Source organism: Streptomyces sp. RK9 (assembly GCF_045070545.1).
Taxonomy (GTDB): domain Bacteria; phylum Actinomycetota; class Actinomycetes; order Streptomycetales; family Streptomycetaceae; genus Streptomyces; species Streptomyces alboflavus.
Genome location: NZ_CP173703.1, coordinates 4,795,184 through 4,815,535 on the forward strand (window position 1 = coordinate 4,795,184; position 20,352 = coordinate 4,815,535).

General features: G+C 69.2%; 18 protein-coding genes. 9 read left to right on the forward strand and 9 right to left on the reverse strand.

What is annotated here, in order from left to right; all coding sequences use genetic code 11:
• Window positions 1-48: 48 nt before the first annotated feature.
• From AB6L24_RS19810 to AB6L24_RS19835, 6 genes are all read right to left on the reverse strand, one after another.
• A complete protein-coding gene (locus AB6L24_RS19810; protein WP_405656906.1) occupies window positions 49-696 on the reverse strand; it encodes a helix-turn-helix domain-containing protein in 648 nt (215 codons plus the stop codon).
• Between the two features lie 1,199 nt (window positions 697-1,895).
• Window positions 1,896-2,282 carry a fic family toxin-antitoxin system, toxin component gene (locus AB6L24_RS19815; protein ID WP_405656907.1) on the reverse strand — a complete coding sequence of 129 codons (387 nt, stop codon included), beginning with the start codon at window positions 2,280-2,282 and terminating at the stop codon, window positions 1,896-1,898.
• Window positions 2,279-2,575, reverse strand: coding sequence for a DUF1778 domain-containing protein (locus AB6L24_RS19820; protein WP_380839835.1), 297 nt, complete (start codon window positions 2,573-2,575; stop codon window positions 2,279-2,281). The genes AB6L24_RS19815 and AB6L24_RS19820 overlap by 4 nt, the downstream gene beginning before the upstream one ends.
• 208 nt (window positions 2,576-2,783) lie before the next feature.
• Complete coding sequence (locus tag AB6L24_RS19825) at window positions 2,784-3,224, reverse strand: hypothetical protein (RefSeq protein ID WP_405656909.1); 441 nt, start codon at window positions 3,222-3,224, stop codon at window positions 2,784-2,786.
• Window positions 3,225-3,235: 11 nt separating this feature from the next.
• Window positions 3,236-3,787 (reverse strand): transposase, encoded by a 552-nt coding sequence (locus AB6L24_RS19830; RefSeq protein WP_405656910.1) that lies wholly within the window; start codon window positions 3,785-3,787, stop codon window positions 3,236-3,238.
• Window positions 3,784-4,323, reverse strand: a complete 540-nt coding sequence (locus AB6L24_RS19835; protein ID WP_405656911.1) for a winged helix-turn-helix domain-containing protein — start codon at window positions 4,321-4,323, stop codon at window positions 3,784-3,786. The genes AB6L24_RS19830 and AB6L24_RS19835 overlap by 4 nt, the downstream gene beginning before the upstream one ends.
• A gap of 295 nt (window positions 4,324-4,618) precedes the next feature.
• Between AB6L24_RS19835 and AB6L24_RS19840 the strand changes: the two genes are divergently transcribed.
• Window positions 4,619-5,026 (forward strand): SMI1/KNR4 family protein, encoded by a 408-nt coding sequence (locus AB6L24_RS19840; RefSeq protein ID WP_405656912.1) that lies wholly within the window; start codon window positions 4,619-4,621, stop codon window positions 5,024-5,026.
• A 172-nt stretch (window positions 5,027-5,198) separates the two neighbouring features.
• Window positions 5,199-5,435: a hypothetical protein gene (locus AB6L24_RS19845; protein WP_405656913.1), complete on the forward strand. Its 237-nt coding sequence runs from the start codon at window positions 5,199-5,201 to the stop codon at window positions 5,433-5,435.
• A gap of 67 nt (window positions 5,436-5,502) precedes the next feature.
• On the opposite strand, the gene AB6L24_RS19850 is transcribed toward AB6L24_RS19845, so the two are convergent.
• Genes AB6L24_RS19850 through AB6L24_RS19860 form a run of 3 tightly spaced genes read right to left on the reverse strand, consistent with a single transcriptional unit; the run spans window position 5,503 to window position 6,817 of the window.
• Window positions 5,503-6,033, reverse strand: a complete 531-nt coding sequence (locus AB6L24_RS19850) for a hypothetical protein (RefSeq protein WP_405656914.1) — start codon at window positions 6,031-6,033, stop codon at window positions 5,503-5,505.
• The gene (locus tag AB6L24_RS19855; RefSeq protein WP_405656915.1) at window positions 6,033-6,233 is read right to left on the reverse strand and encodes a hypothetical protein; all 201 of its coding nucleotides are present in this window, start codon (window positions 6,231-6,233) and stop codon (window positions 6,033-6,035) included. The genes AB6L24_RS19850 and AB6L24_RS19855 overlap by 1 nt, the downstream gene beginning before the upstream one ends.
• Entirely contained in the window at window positions 6,230-6,817 is a 588-nt protein-coding gene (locus AB6L24_RS19860; RefSeq protein ID WP_405656916.1) for a hypothetical protein, read from the reverse strand. The genes AB6L24_RS19855 and AB6L24_RS19860 overlap by 4 nt, the downstream gene beginning before the upstream one ends.
• 321 nt (window positions 6,818-7,138) lie before the next feature.
• Here AB6L24_RS19860 and AB6L24_RS19865 point away from each other — a divergent pair, with 321 nt between their 5' ends.
• From AB6L24_RS19865 to AB6L24_RS19895, 7 genes are all read left to right on the forward strand, one after another.
• Entirely contained in the window at window positions 7,139-7,657 is a 519-nt protein-coding gene (locus tag AB6L24_RS19865; RefSeq protein WP_405657234.1) for a WD40 repeat domain-containing protein, read from the forward strand.
• A gap of 377 nt (window positions 7,658-8,034) precedes the next feature.
• The gene (locus tag AB6L24_RS19870) at window positions 8,035-11,166 is read left to right on the forward strand and encodes a hypothetical protein (RefSeq protein WP_405657243.1); all 3,132 of its coding nucleotides are present in this window, start codon (window positions 8,035-8,037) and stop codon (window positions 11,164-11,166) included.
• 1,051 nt (window positions 11,167-12,217) lie between these two features.
• Window positions 12,218-13,372, forward strand: coding sequence for an AMP-binding protein (locus AB6L24_RS19875; protein WP_405656917.1), 1,155 nt, complete (start codon window positions 12,218-12,220; stop codon window positions 13,370-13,372).
• Entirely contained in the window at window positions 13,369-14,772 is a 1,404-nt protein-coding gene (locus tag AB6L24_RS19880; protein ID WP_405656918.1) for an MFS transporter, read from the forward strand. The genes AB6L24_RS19875 and AB6L24_RS19880 overlap by 4 nt, the downstream gene beginning before the upstream one ends.
• A complete protein-coding gene (locus AB6L24_RS19885) occupies window positions 14,769-15,920 on the forward strand; it encodes a GNAT family N-acetyltransferase (RefSeq protein WP_405656919.1) in 1,152 nt (383 codons plus the stop codon). The genes AB6L24_RS19880 and AB6L24_RS19885 overlap by 4 nt, the downstream gene beginning before the upstream one ends.
• A 71-nt stretch (window positions 15,921-15,991) precedes the next feature.
• A complete protein-coding gene (locus AB6L24_RS19890; protein ID WP_405657236.1) occupies window positions 15,992-17,158 on the forward strand; it encodes an acyl-protein synthase in 1,167 nt (388 codons plus the stop codon).
• Window positions 17,159-17,217: 59 nt separating this feature from the next.
• Window positions 17,218-19,839, forward strand: coding sequence for an acyl-CoA reductase (locus tag AB6L24_RS19895; protein WP_405656920.1), 2,622 nt, complete (start codon window positions 17,218-17,220; stop codon window positions 19,837-19,839).
• The last annotated feature ends 513 nt before the right edge of the window (window positions 19,840-20,352 follow it).

Below are 20,352 nucleotides of genomic sequence, written 5' to 3' on the forward strand. Positions count from 1 at the left end.
GCGGAGCAGCACCAGTTGCTGCTAGGCGAATTGGCAGGACCAACCGACTTACGAAATGGGGACGGAGGTCAGAGGCGCGGAGATGGTGCTGGTGCCGTCCGAGATGCTGTGTGGGGCGAGCGTCTGAAGGGTGGTTGCGGTCATGCCCGCTAGTGCGCGGAATTCGCGGGCGAGGTGAGCCTGGTCGTGGTACCCGCATGCGGCTGCGGTCTCGGCCCAGGTCCTGCCCGGTGTCCGCATCATTACCGTAGCCCTTTGGAAGCGCAGAATGCGGGCGACACGCTTGGGAGCAAGACCTATCTGTTCCGCGAAAAGGATCTCCAGGCGGCGGCGACTGCGCCCGGTGGCGTCAGCCAGTTGACCGACCGACAGCGTGCCGTGGCAGCTTCGCAGCAGGGCCCATGCCTCACACAGCACCGGCGAAGGCCAGCAGCGGCTGTCGGCGAGCCGCCGGGAGATGGATTCATCGAGAATCTCCCAACGGCGTCTCCAACTGGGTGCTTCGGCGAGTCGCTCGGTGAGGTCGGCACTCCAGTGTCGGCCCAGCACACCGGCCGGGTGGATCATGCTGTCGGACAGGTGATGTAGTGGCATGGCGAGCAGCGTGAAAGCTCCCAGAGGCGTCAATTCGACCTGAACGCCGTAGCCGGTGCCGCCGGTGAGGCTGATCACCGGACTGGTCTGCAGGCCCAGCATCACCTCCCAGCCGCTACTCGAAGCCGAGTGGCTCCGATCAGACGTGAGGTGCAGCGCAGCTCCCCAATTGAGGCACACCGTCACGGTGGCGGAGGGGAAGGTCGCTCTGTACATGTACGGTGCCGCACTCATGCGGTATCCGGTGTATGTGACCACGTACGCGCGGAGTCGGGCGGGAGGATCGCGCCGTACCCGGCAGCGCTCCAGGCTCACATCCCCCGATGACGGCCCGAGGGCCATACCTGCCCCCCCGTTCTGGACCCGTGCATGCTTAACGGACACGGAGTGGACGGGGTGCGCGTTCGTACAAGGCACGGCCCCGGCTCTGGCTTCAGTGTGGTCGTGTCCACGGCGGGCCGTGAAGACAGGATCACGCCACCCTGGCACATCCGGCTTGCCGCTGCTCAAGAGCATCCACCGCCAATGAGGGAGACGCTGAGGAGCTCGAATAGGCGCCCATCAGGGTCGTGCCGGTCGCTACCTCGGTACCGCAGAGCAGGAGAAGGCGGTTGCTCTGAAAACGAGTTACAGGTGCAGGTGTATCCCCTGCGCAACGCAGAGCCGGAGACGGTGTACACCTAGGAGGGCACGGATGCGGAATCGTCGCACCATCATCGCAACGGCCATGACGACCATCGTGGCGGGACTCGGACTCGCGCCCACCGCATCAGCGGGAGAGGCGGGTGCCGCGGGCTGGAACGGGTACTGCGGTCCAAAGTCACTCACCAGTACCTCTTTTAGAGGGTGGTGTGACGGAACAGGGCCAGAGAAGTACGGGACTTTCGTGGATTGCATCAAGGGGTCGAGTACCAAGAGGTACCCCGCCACGTACAAGCTGGCGTTCGGCGACAGGACCGGGGTGTACTCGGCATGCCCGTCTGGGTGGGTCATCAAGCCGCCCATCCAGGACAACGTCGGATATCTTGTCTGACTGATCGGTGCCGTTGCCCTGCCATAACAACTCCACCCCTGAGTTGAGGAATTTCTCCTGTCGGGCTATCGGGTCCTTCTCGGTATTCCACCCGGCCATCTTCAACGGCTGCTCGGACTTGCGTCTGGGCGGATCCTGCCATCGGGGGCCGGAGCCCGCGGGTGTCGAGGCCCCACACGGGGCAGAGCAGCGGCCCGGGCCTGCGCGGCGGGGTCATGCGGGACAGGGTGACAGGCCCGGAAGTGCTCTCAGGAAGGGATTGGGCTACTCAAGCCACGGCCCAGTCACGCAGTTGGCGCGCGATTCTGGCCACGCCGAGTGCTCCGGTAGCCGCGTCGCGCACGAGCGCGACGGCCGCCTTGGGCTGGTAGTCGAGCTCGTGCGCGTTGAGGAGCAGGTACGCCTCGGTGGCGTGCCAGGAGAAGGCGTCGTTGGAGTGTTCCAGGCACGGCAGTTTCGCCAGGGTCTGCAGCAGGGCTGCGGCCTTGAGGAACAGCGACCCGTAGATGTCGCGTTCCATGGCGCGGGCATTGACCCGTGCGACGGCGGCGTAGAGCGGCCCGAAGTCGTCGACCTGCGGATCGCCGTCGAGGAGCTCGGCGGCGTGCAGGAGGAAGGTGACGTCGAGCGGGAGGGCCGGTTCGGGCTGGGTCACGCGGCGTGTCCTCGCTCCGTCTGCTCGAGATCCCGCTGCGCTTGCTGCTCGGCGGCCCGCTGCTCGGCGCTGACGTCGAGGTTGCCGGGCTCGGCCGCGAACGCGGCGCCGCTGCGGGCCATGGACGTCCGGAAGGCCTCCAGGTAGCGCCGCTCGACGGCGGTCGCGCGGTCGTAGGCGGCCGAGAGGATGTACTCCTGCATGCTGACGCCCGCCGCTCTCGCCGCGGCGGCGATGGCCGCGCGCTGCTCGGGATCGGGGAAGCGGAGATTCATCGCTTTGGGATCCGTCATGGCCTCCACGGTACCAGTGGTACCAGTCGATGTCAGAGGTCGCGCCCGGGCCGGATTCCGGCCGCTTCTGGCTGCTCGATCCCGGCGCGACGAGCCGGGGCCGGGGCGCGCGCTTCAGGCGAAATCATTCTCGTCTTACTGACGGTAAGGCGTGGGTGGGATGGGAGCAAGGCGCCGCCTACGGTCCGCTTCCCTCGTGCGGCCGTGGTCAGTACATGAGGTTGGCACCGGGGTAGGTGTGAGTCGCCGCGTCCGGTGGGGCCGTGCCGATGGTGAAGCAGCGGCCGTCGGCCACGGCAAGGGCCGTGGGTTTACCGTCCGCGAGGAGTTCCAGTTCCAGGGAGATCGCGTGGGCGGCTCCGGGGGTTTCGGCCTCGAGGTAGAAGAGGAACTCCAGCGCGTCGCCCTGGCTGAGGTTCAGGCCAAGGCTGGTGAGCTCCTGGTTGGTGTCGTCGAACAGCCTGACGGAAGCGCCGGTGGGACTGATGGTGACGTTCGCCCGGCGCCTCAGGTAGCCGTTGCCGCCGAGCTGGGCCAGGAAGCTGGCCATGACGACCATCGTGGCGAGACTCGGACTCGCGCCCACCGCATCAGCGGGAGAGGCGGGTGCCGCGGGCTGGAACGGGTACTGCGGTCCAATGTCACTCACCAGTACCTCTTTTACTGAGCCTGAACTCGTGAAGTCGTCGGAGTGATGGGCAGGCCGGTGCCGGCGAGGCATCCGTCGATGAGATCGCTGCGGTATTGGATCGTGCGAAGACCGCGCCTGAAGGTCTGGATGAGGTGGTCGGGGCTGGTGAAGGCAACGTTGCTGAGCCATCCGCGCCGTAGCAGGGACCAGACGCCCTCGACCGGGTTGAGATCCGGTGCATACGAGGGCAGTTGGTGGACGATCAGCCAGTCCTGCTCGGTGACCCACCTGTGTAGCCGGGCGTCGAGGTGCACGTTGAGGTTGTCCCAGATGAGCACGATCGGGCCACCGAGTTGCCGGTGGGCGACCTGGAGCAGGTCGCGGTAGTCCGTCCAGGCAAAGCTCTTACGTCCGTCGCGCCGGCCGTCGTCGCGGCGGGGACGATAGATCAGCCGGGAACGCTGGCCCGTCTTGTAGCAGGCCAGGGCGGCGATCGAGACGCGGCGGCGGGAACGGCCGCGGACCCGGATCACTGGCGTGTGGCCGCGTTTTGCCCAGGTGCGTGCGATGGGCGGCGTCATCGCGAACCCGGATTCGTCCTCGAAGACGATCCAGGCGTCGAGCGCCGCCGCGGTGCTTCCGCCCGTGGCCAGGTCTCCTTCACCCAGCCGGTGATCGCCTCGTCGTCGCGCTCGACGGCCCGTCTGGCCGGGATGTGGCAGGAGAAGCCGTGCCGGATCAGCAGCTTGCGCACGCCCTGGATGGTGTAGCTCTTGTGGAAGCGTCGGCCGATCACGGTCTTGACCCTGGTCAGGGTCCACCGCTGATCTGGCCAGCCATGTGCGAGCGGACCCTTGATCAACTCTGCTTCCAGCTGGGCAAACTGGGCCTCGCTCAGCCGTGGCGGGGAGGCCGGGCCGGCTGAGCGTAACGCCCGCGGGCCGCCCTTGGTCCACGTCTTCCGCCACCGCTGCACCGAGCGGACGCTGATCCGCAGATCCTTCGCGATCACCGAGCTCGCCTCGCCGCGGGCGAACCGCTGGGCCGCGACCTGCCGGATGCCCTCACGGAACTCCCGCCGCTCGTCCGTCAGACCACCGCCCTGCGCGTACCTCATGACAATGGCGTACCGCGAGGATCATGGCCTGTCAGCAGCTGCGACATCACGAGTTCAGGCTCAGTAACCGGACGGACACATCCGATCAACTGACCAATCGGTCAAAGAGACACGCTCTAGCGACGCCTTGGTCGATGAGTTTGGATGCCACTTGCCGATCTTGGCGGGGTGGGATGTCGGTGAGTTCGATGTCACTCCGGAGCGGGTGACGGGCGTTTGAGGGCCTGATCGCTTGTCGTGATCGTCGAGGTCCTGCGATGCTCGCCGGATGTGGCGTGAACGGATCATGGAAGTCATGGCAGACGCGGAGCTTGCCGAGCCGGCGACCAGCGTGGCCTTGGCCGAGGTCGAGCGCGTGCTGGGGCAGCCGCTCCCCGAAGAGCTCGCGTCCGTGCTCCGCGAGTGCAATGGGGTGCGCGGGCACTATGGCACTGACGTGGTGTGGAGTGCTGAGCGGATCGCCGAAGAGAACGCGTCCTTCCGTGCGTCTGCGGACTTCGCCATGCTTTATATGCCCTTCGAGCCGCTGATGTTCTTCGGTGACAACAGCGGCGGGGATCAGTTCGCCTTTGTCAGGGTCCCGCTGCGCGACGACGTGTTCGTCTGGGATCACGAGACGGACGGACGTTCATGGGCGGCGAACGGACTGGACGACTACCTGCGTCGAGCGCTGGAAGATTCCGGCGACTGGTGGCGGGACTGAGTGTTCAGTTTTCGGGGATTTGGTCCATGCGGGCGCATGGGTGTCGGCGAGAGCAACTCCTAGCATCCGGAGCATGAGTTCCGTTGAGCAGAGGGCTGGAACGGGTGCACGGGCATCGGCGCGGCTGCCGCCGCCGGGCACAATGTCGCGGGCACTGGGCAGGGTCGCCGTCATGATGCCGGTCCTCGCCTTCTTCCTGCCCTCATCGGTGCGCCTCCTGCCCGTGTACCTCATCGGGCCAGTGGGGACGGGCGCGGTCATCTCCGGCCTCGTCGCCCTGCACAGAATGCGCGACCGGAATGACGTCGATCCTTCCCGGGCACGGACGGGTATCGCACTCGGCACGGCGGCCATTGTGCTCCCGCTGGTTGTGCTCCTCTGGGTGATGTGGGAGCTGAGCCAGGCCTGATCCGTAACTCTGCTCGCTCTCGAAGCAGACAAGCGCCCCAGGAGACTGCAATCAAGAGGTACAAGGATCAGCCCTCGGCTGGCGGAGGGCGCAGGGGACGGCGGCCGTAGCCCAGATGCGGCCCGTCGTCCCCGCCGAGTGAGGAGAGGAACGGATAGGCACACGGCCCCAGATGCAGGAAGGACAGCGCGACCCTGGACGCCCCGAGCCACATGCGTGGGACGAACCCCTCGCCGGGGGCGAAGGCGGCGTTGCAGGACGTGCAGGCCGGCCGCCATTCGGCTCGCTCGCGTGTCTGAACGGTCGCGTGCCGCAGGGAGAGCGATGTCTCGCAGGGGCCGGTGCGGCAGACCACGCAATCGGTGACGTGATCGTTCCAGGCGAGGTAGGCGGTCAGGGCCTGCCCCTGGATGGTGTGGCAGGGCGTGCAGGCGTGAGGGTGCCAGGTGCCGGCGCCGCCGAGGGGGATGCCCTGGCCGGGCCTGAGGACGGTTGGGCACCAGATGCAGACGTAGCCCGAGCGCTGCTCGATGGTGAGCGTGCCCTCACGCGGCACGAGGAAGGCGCGCACCGCGTTGCTCACGTCCACGTCGCGCATCACCGCCGCCCTTCCGCGGCGCGTGCCCGGTAGGCCCGCATAGCCGCGGCCTGGCCACGCTTCCACGCGGTGCGCATCCGCGTCCCCGCCGGGCAGTAGCTCTCCCGCAGACACGGAGGGCAGCTGTAGAGGTGCCGCATGTAGTTCGCGTACAGCTCGTCCGCACGCGATGCGGCCTGGTCGACGGACGCCGCAGTCACCGTAGTTCCTTCGTCGTCGTCGCGGTTCCGGTGGCCAGTTTGAACGCGACCTCGAGCTCGCGGCCGACGGTGTCGCCGTTGAGGAGGGTGTGCGGGGTGTTCGTGGCGTCGGTCCAGGGTGGGGTGTCCCAGATGGCGCCGTTGCTCGGCGGGAGGGCGAGCCACCCGTCCGGTCCGGTGCGTACCTCGACGCTGTCGTGCACGGCCGCGTACCGGCCTGTTGCGGGCAGCACCAGCAGCGCGGCGGTCTGTTGGTGGGTGACCAGGCACGGGACGAGGCTGATGCGGTCGAGGCGCAGCATCGCGACCATCCCGACCCGGAGCGGGACGAGGACCGCGTCGAAGCAGTTGGTGGAGGCGGTGAGGGAGCCGCCGGGTGCCGACTGCAACGCCTCCTCGAGGGTGCCCTCGGCAAGGCGGGGCGATGGGGTGACGAAGGGGTGCGCGCCGGGGGCTGGGCAGTTGCGGTTGTCGCAGGTGCAGCCCTGTCGAGGGCGCAGGCGGTGTCCTAACGTCACCGACCACCCGAGTTGGACGTAGGCGCGAGCGGCAGCAGCCGGAGCGCGGGTGTTGATCGGCTCCATCGCCGACACCCCCATGTGATCGCTTAGGCACGGATTGTGATGCCCGCGAGGGTGGGGGCCCGGTCGCAGTGCGCCCCCTAGAAAAACTAGGGGGCGTTGACCGGTGGGTGACGGCGGGTCAGCTCACGAGCTCCATGTGGCGGATCAGTCCGGAGAGCGCACTGGCCTGTGAAGGGACGCCGGTCCGGGCGAGGTCGCTGACGAGTGCGGCTGTGGGACACCGCAACGGGCCAGCCCCGCCGCACCCTCACCGGTCGCGCGGATAGGGCTTGGTTCAGCCCGGACGGACGCACGCTGGCCACCCTCGACACCAAGGGCATAGTGCAGCTGCGCGACGCGGCCAGCGGAGGCCCGCGCCGTACCATCACCGACACCACCGGCCCGGTCTCCGACATAGCTTTCAGCCCGCAACGGCACCTCCTGGCCACCGTCCGTGCTGACGGGCTGGTGCGGGGGTGGGGGGCCGCAACGGGCAAGCTACGCCGAACCCTCACCGACACCACCAGCCCCGTACATGCGGTGGCGTTCAGTCCCGACGGACGTACCCTGGCCACCGCCGGTAGCCAGGGAGTGGTGCGACTGTGGGACACCCAAACAGGCAAGTCCCGCAGCACTCCCACCGGCCACCGCGACGAGGTAGAGGCAATCGCGTTCGCTCCCGACGGACGCACCCTCGCTACCGGCGTCTCCGACGGAACAGTCCGGCTGTGGGACAGCGCACTCACCACACCGACCCGGTCCATCCGCAAGCTCTGCCGCGGAGTGCACCGGGATCTCACCCCGCAGGAGCGCTGGGTGTACCTGCCTGACCTGCCGTCATCGCCTCCATGCCCCACATAACCCTGGGTCTGCACCAGCCTCTCCGGGGCAACTCGCGGCACAGTCGTGAGAGCCCCGTCACCTGGGATCCCACCACGCCAGCCACCTCTGGGGGAGCAGATGCCGGTGAGGTTGGGCGAAGGGGCAGTCTGTGAGCGCGACGCCGTCCGCCCACGGGCATCCGTCGGCGTGCCCCGCGCGTTGTCGGTGCGGGGTGTGATGATGCAGCTGTGACACAGCCGAACCCTTCCGAATCCGACATGCCGCGACAGCCTGAGACGGCTGGCGGCGACCGCCCGGCCGCGGACGTCTGGGCGCCGTGTGCGGGAGATCCGAACCTGCGTACTCCTCCTCCTGCCGGTTCCCCGGGTCGTACGCCGCCGGGGGAGGACCTGGGCTTGCATCTCGGTTGGGATCGCTTCGAAAAGCTGATGCTCGCCCTGTCACGCCGTGTTCTGGGCCTGCGGGACATCCGCTTTCGGCGCTACGGGGTTCAGGGGCAAGCACAGCACGGTATCGACCTGGCCGGTCGGGAGCCGACGGGTGACTTCACCGTCGTCCAGTGCAAGGATTACGCGGCGTTCACCGCCGGGGACTTGCGCAAGGCGGTCGCGAAGTTCGCGGTCGGACGGCGTCCCTTCGATGCTGGCCGCCTGATCGTGGCGACCTCCGCCTCCACCGAGGCCACGCAGCTGGCCGACGAGCTGGCCGCGCTCCAGCTCCAATATCCTGATCTTGACGTGGATCTGTGGGGGGCCGAGCAGATCAACCAGCACCTGCGCTACTGCGGCGACATCGTCGCCCAGTTCTGGACGCGCGAGACAGCGGCCGACTTCTGCACGGGCGCCCCGCTGCCAGGAGTGCCGACACCGCCGCCCGACCGGCAGGAGCAGGCCGAGAGGATCCTCGTCGGGCCTCTCAACACCGACGACGTGGCACCGATGCTGCGTGCCGCGGACAGCAGGAGGGCCGAGGCACCGGCCGAATCAGCCACGCTCTACGGCGATCTGGCGAACCGGCTGCACGATGCCGGGTTCCGCGGGCACGCCACTGTCTTGCGGAAGAAGCAGCTCGAGGCTCTCCAAGAGGGCGGTTTGTTCGACGAGGCAGCCGACTTGGCGGCCGAACTCGCGGCAGCCGCACTGCACCACGGAGACAGCGACCAGGCAAGGATCCTGGCCCACCAGCTCGAACAGTTCGCTCGGGACGGGACCGGCTCCCGCACACCACAGGCGTCGGCCACGGCACGTCATGCAGCCCTCCTTAACGCGGCTGCCCGGGACATCGCCCACCCTCTGGTCATGAGCCACCTGGCACCCGCCCTGGAAGGGGTCGGCGCAACAGATGCCCCTGAGTATCGGCCGCTTTTGGTGCTCATGCTCGCCGAGTACCGGCTCGCGACCGAGCCCCACACGCTCGTGGAACTCGACGGCCTCATCGACGTCGCCCTCGCACAGGCCAAAGAACAGCCAGTAACGGAGCAGATGCAGGACATCGTGGTGCGCCTGCGCCTGCTGCGAGCCGAATACGACAGCGCACCACGGCAGGACCTGCTCCGCGAGGCCAGACGGCACCAGATGAAGGGCCGGCACGCAGCGCTTGTCAGCGCGCGCGAGGCGCGACGCTGCGCCCTCGAAGGCCGGGCGGAGGAAGCCCTGGAGAACTGGAGGGACGCCGTCCAGGACGGCATCCACGCGGGACTTGCCGAAGAGGCCGCCGACTGGCTCTACGCCATCCGCGCGGCCAACGCGAAGTACGGACCGTGGACGATAGAGATCGACGACGAACACCGCCTCGCGCAGGCGCTGCGCACGACAGGCTCCGGCCGCTTGCTAGATCGCATCCGGGACCCGAGAGCACAAGCGATGTCGGCACTGGTCCGGGACAAGCCCACCGAGGCTGTCCTGACGGCTCGCCGCTGGCTGACAGACAGCGTGGTCACCGGGAGCTGGGCGGACGAGAACGAAGCCGTGACGTTCCTCGGCGACCTCTACCGCGACAACAACGAACCCGATTTGGCGGCGGCCTACTACCAGCGCGCCGGAAGCACCGAGAAGCTCGAACAGCTCGCCAAGAACATGGGAGATGCGCTGCTTCCCCTGGTGCCCGGCGCGCGCCAGCCCTGGTGGACCCTGCGCTCACGTGCGGTCCTGATTGCGGCACAGTACGACCTGGGCGAGGATGCGGCAGCCCGCGAGCTGTTCGACGAGATGCTGGACCTGGCCGTACGTGGCAGGGCCGGCGAACTCGTTGATTCACCTACGCGGTCCCTGGCCAGTCAGGCTGCGAAGAGCGCCTGCGCGCTTGCCTCGCGCAGCACACATGAACAGGCCGCAGCCCTGCTGGACCTGCTCGGCCTGGACGTCCCCCGCGAACCCAATCAGTACCGCCACACCGACGACGCGCACGCGGCTGCCTGCGTGGCCATCGCCATAGCACACCCCGAGCTCGCGATGCGCGCCCTGACCAGGTTGTTCGATCTTGCCGACGTCCACACTGACAAGGCTCTGAAAGTTCTCGTCAGGGACCAGACGCTGCGTCTGCTGGGTGCTTGGCCGCAGAGTGACAGCGCGGCTGCCGGCACCGTCTCCTGCAGCCCGCTGAGCGGTGATGAGCAGAGTACCCTGCGCACACGGGCCGACGAGCTGGCAAGGCAGGGACACTACCTGTCCAACGTGATCCAGGCTGCGGTCAACCCTGACCATCCCGAGGTGCAGGAGCGAGCCAGGACGGCACGCGACCGCCTCCTGGCCCGGCCCGAGCCGGATCCCAACTCTATGTCCCTGGGCAGCGCGATGGTTCCTGACTCGGCCATGGTCTGTCACCTCGCCTCCGATGAACGGCACGCCTGCCTGGATAAGCTCCTTACAGTGGCAAGTGATAGACGAGAGCTGGCGTCCAACCGGCAGGACGCATTGATCGGCGCCCACAATCTCGTCGTCGACCAGGAACCAGAGGCCAAGCGCACCACCTTCCGTGCGAGTCAGCCCTTCGTCCTGGGCGAGTTCGACGGAAGCCGACTCGACGACGAGTTCACGGGCCAACCCCACCCGCTCAGCACACTAAAGATCAACCTGGGATCCGCATCGCTGCGCGGCCATGGCCTACGCCTTGCCGCTGCCTCAGCGACAACAGCCGACGAGCAGGAATGGGTCAAAGACCAGGCAGTTGAACTCCTGCGCAGCGACGAGGCCATAGACGTCCAGGAAGCAGCCCTGGCACTCAACCGCCTCCCACGCGAAGCCACGGCGGACATCGATCCCCGTGCTCTGGCCGACAACAGCCATATCTCTGCCCGACAGCTCAGCGCAGTGCTGTGTATGCAGCACCCTCAACGCTTCGCCGACACCTTGGCGCGTCTGGCCGCAGACCCGAGCGTCCGAGTGCGCCGCACCCTGGCCGAAGCGGTGACCACTCACTCAGGGCCCGACGTCCAACCAGCAATCACGGAACTTGTGGACCGTCTCAGCAAGGACCCACGGCACAGCGTCCGCGCCTTGGTGCTAGGCGGGCTTCGAAAGAAGGCTTGATACGCCTGTGTTGCCACTTCGGAATCGCTGCACGCTGGGTCTGACACAGGTCGGCCTATGCGGTGCCGGGGTGGAGTGCCTGAACCCCGATGCTTCATTGCCTGACGCGCAGTGACAGCTCGTGTCAGGGGGGTGCGGTCGGTGACGGTGGCCGACCGCACGCTGAAGGCTTGGCTGGGGGGCAGGTGAGGGCCTTCGAAGGGGAAATCTGGAGCGTATCGAGGCGGCCTACCGCACGGTGCGGCGGCGGAATGGCGCCCGGTATCTCCTGCGGCGTCCGAGCTCCGGAGGCCGGTGCGCGCGTGTGGGAACTCCTCCGCTGTACCGGCTCCAGGTGTGTTCCGGGCCGCGTCAGCGGATCGTGCAACACCGGAGCCTGAATGTCCGTCAGTGGCCGCGCTGGTACGCGCCCTGCCGGACGCTGATGTTCAGGCGTTGGCCGATGCGTGAGTGGAGCAGGTCGCGGACCTGGGGAGTAAGGGGCCGCTACAGGTACCTCACCGACATCAGCTGCGCGGCCTGAGGCATCACCCTGCTTCCTCGGGTAGGACACAGCGCGGCCCACGCGACGGGCCGGGACATACGGCGGGTGAACCGTGTCGGCAAGTCGCCGCCGCACCAGCCGGTTTCCAGCCGAATCACAGCACCCGGCTGACGGGCACTCAAAAGCCGGAAGCGGGAGAACCAGCCGGTCCGGGCGTGTAATTGCTCGCGCAAGATGGCCGGAAGGCGTCGACGGCGTGCGGTGGGAACGCATGTGGGAATTCGGCACATTCGCCATGCGGTAATCTTCTGTGCGCAGTCCGTGACACCGGCGGGCCGCCCGTGACACAAGCTCCGGGCCGGCCCCGGCAGACGGACGCCACCCAACCACGCCAGGCGATCTCTCCCACAAGGGGATTCGCCGCCTTCGTATGCCGTAAAGCAGGAATTGATGCCCGTTCAACCATTGACGGAACTCATACGTTTCGTGCGCCGCCAATCCCCGTTCTACGCGGAGCTCTACGCGCAACTTCCGGACCGTGTCACGGATCTGACGCAGCTTCCGGTCGTGCCGCAAACCCGGTTCTGGCAGGCCAATACGCCCCGGGACAACCAACTTCTGACCGGCCCCCTCGATGAAGCGGTGGTCTTCAAGAGCGGCGGCACGACCGGCTCCCCGAAGTTCTCCTTCTACACCCGTGAGGAATGGCGGGAGTTCACCACCGCCTTCGGCGCCGGACTCCTGGACTCCGGGCTGCGCCCCGGGCACCGGGTGGCCGACCTCTTCTACACCGGTGAGCTGTACGCCAGCTTCACCTTCATCCTCGACTCGCTGCACCGCAGCCCCGTTTCCAACGTGCGGCTGCCCATCGGCGGCGCCGCGCCCCTGGAGTCGACCGTGCACACCCTGGAGCAGTTCGACGTGGAGGTGATCGCGGGCACCCCCACCACGCTGTGCGCCCTCGCCGACCACCTCGTCACCGCCGACCGCCAACTCCCGCAGGTGGAACTGCTGCTCTTCGGCGGCGAGAGCCTCTACCCCGACCAGGAACCGCTGCTCGCGCGCGCGTTCCCGCACGCCCGACCAGGCTCCGTGGGGTACGCCAGCGTCGACGCGGGGCTGCTCGGCCGCGCCGTGCCCGGCCCCGACGCGCGCGTCCACCAGGCCTTCGCCCCGTACACCACCGTGGAGATCCTCGACGAGGAGACCGACGAGCCGATCACTGAGGCCGGAGTGCCGGGCAAGGTCGTGGTGAGCGACCTGCGCCGACGCCTGATGCCCGTCCTGCGCTACCCCGCGGGCGACCGCGCCGAGTGGACCGGCACCGGCACCGGGCACTTCCGCATCCTCGGCCGCTCCCAGGAAGGCGTGCGCGTCGGACCCGTCTCGCTCTACACCCAGGACGTGCAGGACCTCGTCCGCAGAGCCGACGTGGTCGGCCGCGTCACCGGCGTACAGATGGTGCTGCGCCACTGGGACGGGCGCGACGGCCTGCTGCTGCGCCTCGCGTCCGACAGCGACCCTGCCGGACATGCCGGACGCTCCGACCTCTCCGACGCCATCCGCAAGGAAATGCTGACGGAGCGTCCGCTGTTCGGTGAGGCGGTGGAAGCCGGGCACATCCACCCGCTGTCGGTGGCGTGGGTGCGCCACGGCGAACTGGCCGTCAACGCCCGCTCGGGCAAGCTGATCCGTGTCCTGGACGAACGGATGGGCTCATGACCGCGCCGGACACCGGCACCGCCTCCGATGAACAGACCGCCGCAGGCGCGCGTGGGCGGCTGCCCGTGGTCTTGCGCAACCCCGCCTTCGGGGCCGTGTGGAGCGCGCAGGTCCTCACCCAGACGGCGGCCCGGATGTTCCAGGTCGGCGTGGTGTGGTGGCTGATCAGCCAAACGACCGACACCGACCGCGGCTTCGCCTCAGGGGCGTTCCTCGCCGTCAGTACACTCCCCGCGGTCGTCCTCGTCCCGCTGGTCGCCAGGATCATCGCCCGCTGCCCGCACCGCGGGGTCCTCGCGGGCGCCGCCGCAGCAGCCGGGCTGATCGCCACCGCGACCGCCGTCTGGACCTACGCGGCCCACCTGCCCACCGCCGTCGTCTACGCTGCGGCCCTGCTGCTCGCGGGCTGCCAGGCACTCTTCGACCCGTGCCTGACCACCTCGGTCCCCGAACTGGTCGACGACGCCGACATCGAGGCAGCGACCGGCTTCGAGCTGTCCACCCAGTCCCTGGCCGGACTCGCGGGCGGCCTCCTCGGCCCGCTGCTCGTCGACGCCTGGGACCTGGCGGGCATCGTCGCCGGATGCGCGGGCGCGTACCTCACGGCGGCCCTGCTCGTCACACTGACCCGCTTCCCGCGGGCCGTCACCGCCGACGCCTCCCAGAGCCCGGGGGAGATGTCGCCGGGCGCGGCACCGCAGCGCCGGACACTGCGCCAGGTCCTCGCCGGTCTGCCGCACATCCGGCACGCGCTGTTCTGCTTCGCCGCCGCGAATCTCTTCACCACGGCCGTGTACGTCGTGATGCCGCTCTACACCCGGTCAGTGCTGGACGGACGGGGCTCGACCGTCGCCGCCCTGGAGGCGGCCCTGGGCGTGGGGACCCTGCTGGGATCCTTCACCGGAGGGCGCGTGCCGGGCTCGCCGACCACGGTCGGCGGGATGTGCCTGGCCCTGATGGCGCTCGCCCTCGCGACGCCGGGTTTCGCGCCGACCGCCGCGGTGGTGCTGGTGTCGCTGATCGTGGCGGGCTGGTGCGTCGGCGTGATCGGCGTACGCTTCGTCGCTCTTTTCCAGCGGTCTGTCCCGGCCGCCGACAAACCTGGGTTCTTCGCGGTGATGCAGGCGCTGCTCGGCGCCACCTTCCCCCTGTCGTCGCTGCTCTTCGGGGTACTCGGCGACCACCTGGAGGCGCGCTGGCTGTGCCTGGTGCAGGGCGCGGGCCTGCTGCCGGTCGCGGCGGCCCTGTTCCTGCTCGGCCGACGCGGAGACACGACGGCACCGGACAGCGGCGCCCCCGGTCCTCAGGCCGCTCCCGCGACAGCACCCGAACCCGGCGCGACCAGCGCCCGGACCGTCCCCGCGGACACCCTCACCGCCGCCCCGGGAGCCCTCCGATGACCGCCGCCATCGCCCCCGCGGCGCTCCAGGACATCGCGGAACTGCGGCAGTTGTACTTCGACGTGTACGGCCACGGCTATCCCGTGCCGCTGGGCAGCGACCCGGCGGTGATGCGCCGGCTGATCACCGACCCGCACACCCACTGGCTCACCGCACGGCTGCCCGGCACCGGCGAACTCGCGGGCTCGGCCGTCGTACAGACCGACCCGGGCAGCCGCATCGGCAAACTCGTCGGCCTGGCGGTCCACCCGGACCGCCGCCGGGGCGGCCTCGCCGGACAGCTGACCGGAGCGGTGTGCGACACGGCCTTCGCCGCGGGCCGTCTGGACTCGGTGTACGCCACCGTACGGATGGTCACCGAAGGGCCCCAACAGGTCGTGGTCCGCAACGGGTTCAAACCGCTCGGCCTGCTGCCCAACGCCGCCGAGGTGGCGGGCTGCGAGAGCCTCGGCCTGTTCGCCCGCTTCGCCGACGGCGTGCTCGCCCACCGTGAGCGGGTCTCCCGGGCACCCGCGGCGCTCGGCCCGCTGCTCGCCGCCGCCGAGACCAGCACCGGCGTCCCCCACGGATCCGTGCTGGACTCGGACACCCCGGGCCTGGTCGGCCCCGACGGACCGGCCCAGCCGCCGACAGCGGCGCTGGAAGTGGTCAGCGCTCCCGGCTTCGTACGCCGCCGCTTCCTCGAGCTCTTCCCGGACCCGGCCGGCCGCTACTACCCGCTGCACGCCCCGAACGCCGTACTGGTGCCGCCGGACGGCGCGTTCGAGGCGTACGTGGACCTCGACCCGGTCGCCGGGAGCTGCGCCCTGATCGCCGTGCACCCCTACCCGGCGGCGGTCACGCACGCCCTGGAACCCCTGATGGCAACGGTCTCCCGGTCCGGCGCCGACTACGTCGAGACCCTCCTTCCGCTGTCCGACACCGCGAGCCTGACCGCCTTCCTGGACCAGGGATTCGTTCCCAGCGCCGTCTACCCGGCCATGCGCCGCATCGGCGAGACGCTCCACGACTACGTCGTGCTCTCCCGCACCAGCCGCCAGATCGACTTCCGGACCATCGCCGTCAGCGGGCCGCTCCGGCCTTACGCGAACGCCTACCTGACGGCCTGGGCCGCCACATACCTGCCCCGCCACGAGGTTGCCCTGTGAACACCCACACCCACACCCCTTCTCCGGCCGCACCGGACACCGCGGCCTCCCCGCCGTCCCCGGGCGCTCCGGTGAACCCCCACCTCGCCCCGGTGCACGTCCCGGACGCGGAGGCCCTCGCACACGTCCAGCAACTCTGTGACCTGGCCGAGCCGTACGCCCAAGGGCCCGACACCGACGCCCTGTTCGCGGCCGCCATGGCCGAGACGAACCAATGGCACGCGGCACGCTCGCCGTTCTTCCGCTCGCTGCTCACCGACGCGCCGGAAGCCGCGGCACCGACGGTCGGCGCGGACATCCGCACACCGCTGGTCCACGCCACCTTCTTCAAGCGGCACGAGGTGCTCTCGGTCCCGCGCGAGGACGTCTTCCTGCACCTGACGTCGTCGGGCACCACCGGCCAGAAGTCCCAGATGTTCTTCGACGAGTGGACCATCCGCTCCGCGCAGCGCATGGTGGCCCGGATCTTCGACCACTACGGCTGGATCACCCCCGACCAGCCCGTCAACTACTTGCTCTACAGCTACGAACCCGCCCCGAGCATGAAGCTCGGCACCTCCTTCACCGACAACTACCTGTGCGACTTCGCCCCGGCCAAGGACGTCACCCACGCCCTGCGCCACACCGGTCAGGGCCACGAGTTCGACGTGCACGGCTGCATCAGGGCGCTGCGGCGATACGCGGAGGAGGGCCTGCCCGTGCGCATCCTCGGCTTCCCCGCGTTCCTGCACTTCACCCTGGAACGGATGCACGCCCAGGGCCTGCCCCCGATCCAACTGCCCCCAGGGTCCCTGGTCGTGCTCGGCGGCGGCTGGAAGGGACATGCCGACCAGCAGATCGGGAAGGACGAGTTCTACGCGCGCGTGACCGAACTGCTCGGTGTCGAGCCGGAGCGGATCCGGGACACCTTCGGGTCGGTGGAACACTGCGTGCCCTACATCGAGTGCGCCCGACACCGGCTGCACGTGCCCGTGTGGTCCCGCGCCGCCGTGCGCGATCCCCGCACGCTGCGGCCGCTCGGGTACGGCGAGCGCGGCTTCCTGCACCTGGTCTCGCCGTACATCACCTCCGTGCCGGCACAGAGCGTCGTCATGGGTGACCTCGCCTCGCTGCACCCCGCCGAGGAGTGCGACTGCCCGCTGCCCACACCGTGGTTCACCATCCACGGGCGCGCCGGAGTCAGCCGCAACCGCAGCTGCGCGGTGGCCGCAGCCGAGCTGCTGAAGGGACAGGCATGAACACCGCGACGACACGCATGGCACGTACTGAGACAACGACCACGGAAGCGACCCACGCAGTGACCCTCGCAGCACCCCCGGCCACCACGCACCGCGCACTCCATTACTGGCAGGGCGAGTTCATCGACGACACCGAGGCCACCGCCCGCCTGGCGGACCTCCCGGCCCTGGTCGAGGAGGCCCTGGCCGAGCCGCTGCCCACGGAGACCGTGCTGAACGCCTGTGACACGCTCAGCGCCGCACTGCGCGATCCCGCGAGCGCCGTACGGGAACGCCTCCACCCCCAACTGGCCGACGCCACAGGTGACACGACGGAGATGGGAGAGACCCTCACCGAGCTGGCCGCCGCGCTCGCCCGCCCCGCCCTGGAACGCAAGCTGCTCCGCGAGCTCGGCGGCACCGGACCCGAGCGACTGACCCGCCCCGACGCCCGGGAGACCGTCTTCGAGGCCTGGGCCCCGGCCGGCCTGCTCGTGCACATCGCCCCCGGCAACGCCGCGGCCGTCGCCCCGCTGAGCGTCGTGGAGGGCCTGCTCACCGGGAACGTCAACGTCCTGAAGACCAGCAGCGGTGACACGCTGCTCGCCCAGCGCCTGCTCGCCGAGCTGGCCGCCGCCGACCCCACCGGCGCGCTGGCCCGCCGCGTCGTCGCCCTGCGCTTCCCCTCCGGCCGCAGGGAGTGGCTGCGCCTGATGTGCGCGCCCGCCGACGTGATCGCCGTGTGGGGAGGCGAGGACGCGGTGGCGGGTGCCGCCGAACTCGCGCCTCCTGGCTGCCGGTTGGTCGAGTGGGGCCACAAGATCTCTTTCGCCTACCTGACCCGGGTGGCCTGGCAGGACCCGGCCACCCTGGAGGCGCTCGCCGCGGACGTCTGCCGCCTGGACCAGCAGGCGTGCTCCAGCCCGCAGGTGGTGTACCTCGACACCGAGGACAGCGAGGAGGTCTTCGCCTTCGCGGCGTCCTTCGCCCCCGTCCTGGCGAAGGCGACGGCTGCCGCGCTGGACACCGGTGCCGCATCGCCGTCGACGGGCACTGCCGCCGTACCGCCGGTCGTGGGCACCGCCATACCCCCGTCCCTGGACGCCGCCGAGCAGGCCGAGATCACCACCACCGAACTCCTCACCCGCCTCGAACAACACCTCGGTCTGACCAAGGTCATCGCCGCCGACGACGGCACCTGGCGGGTCCTGGCCGACACCCGCCCCGCACTCACCGCGTCGCCGCTGCACCGCAGCATCTGGGTCAAGCCGCTGCCCGCCCGCGACATCACCGCCACCCTGCGGCCCATGCGCCGCTACCTCCAGACTGCCGCCGTCGGCGGCAGCCGCGCCGACATCGCCCGCCTCTCCCGCACCCTGCTCACGGCAGGCGTGCTGCGCGTCACCCCGGTCGGCGGGATGCTGGACAGCTACGACGGCGAGCCGCATGACGGCGTCTACGCGCTCCAGCGCTACAGCCGCCGCGTCAGCGTCCAGACCGACGACACCTTCCAGGCCACCGCGTGCCTGGACGACCTCGTCGCCGCGCCCCCCACTCCCGCCCCACCGACCGGCGACCTGCTGGACAAGACAGGAGTCCAGGCGCAACTGGCCACGCTGGCCCCCGAACACGCCCACCTGCACTTCCGCAGCGGCGGCACCACCGGCACCCCGGCCCTGTCCGTGTTCACCAACCACGACTACGACACCCAGATGCGGGCCGCCGCGCACGGCCTGCTCGCTGCCGGGTTCGACCCGGCCCGCGACCGGGCCGCCAACCTCTTCTACTGCGGTGGCATGTACGGCGGGTTCATCAGCTTCTTCTCCATCCTGGAGCGGCTGAACGCCACCCAGATCCCCCTGGCCGCGGGCACCGACCACGCAGCGGTCGCCGAGGCCCTCATCACGCATCACGCCGACACGATCCTCGGCATGCCCTCCTACCTGTGGCAGCTCTTCAACTCCCAGAGCGAGAAGCTGCGCGCATACGGCGGGATCCGCAAGGTCTTCTACGGCGGCGAACACTTCACCACCGAGCAGCGCCGCACCCTCAACGACACCTTCGGCGTCGAAGTGATCCGCTCCGCCTCCTACGGCAGTACGGACCTCGGACCGCTCGGCTACCAGTGCACCCACGCCCACGGAGCCGTCCACCACGTCCTGACCGAACTGCACACCCTGGAGATCCTGGACCCACAGGAGGACCGACCGGTGCGGGCCGGTGAGGCCGGCCGACTGGTCTTCACCAGCCGCACCCGCTCCGGCCAGCGCCTTGAGCGCTACCAGATCGGCGACCTCGGCCGCGTCGTGGAAGGCATCTGCCCTTGCGGCAGCCACGCCCCCCGCATCGAACTCCTCGGCCGCCACGGCGACGTGCTGCGCATCGGCACGTACTTCTACAACTACCGCCGCTTCGTGGAGACCGCACAGGAACAGCTGGGCTACCGCGGCGAACTGCAACTCGTACTGAGCACCGAGACCACCGGTGAGCTCCTGACGGTACGACTCGAAGGCGAGTACGCCACAGACCCGCAGCGAGCACGCACCGCGTTCCTGACGGCCATTCCGGAACTGGGCACGGCGGTCACCGAGGAGAACCTGCTGACCTGCACGGTCGAGATCGTCGACGGCACCGCACTCGAACGCACCGCGGGCAGCGGCAAGCTGCGCACGGTCGTCGACCTGCGGACGGCGTCCGCGTAACCACACGGGCCGGGTCGCGGTCGGAGCAGCCGACTGCTCCGACCCGTCGGTTTCGTGCAGTGGTACGCCACACGAACCCGCCGACAGCCCAGCGAGCTGACGAGGACGATGGGTGAAGACCGGCGAACCCGAATTGGTCTTCCACCCTGGCAGTGTACGAACCGGCGGTCTGCTGCTGGGCTCGCCTCTTCACCTGTCGCCAATTCCTCGCGGAACCCACTCTGCCGGTGACCGGTGGGTTTCGCCGCCGCGCCCCCGGCTCGGAAGCAGCCCTCTCCTGACCAATCCCTACCAAGAGATGGATGCGTGGGGTGGTGGGTTGTCCGATCTGTTGGATGGCTGCGGGGTTTTTCCACAACCGGTTGTGTGTGTTTCCGCGTCTGTTGTTCGTGTGCCTTCCTGCTCGTGGCGGGGCGTGATCGGGTAGGTCCTGCCGTGCGTGGACGTGCAGGGTGTGTTGTGTCGCTGTTGCTGGCCCGGGGGCAGCCGTGCTGCCGTCCGTTTTCAAGGAGA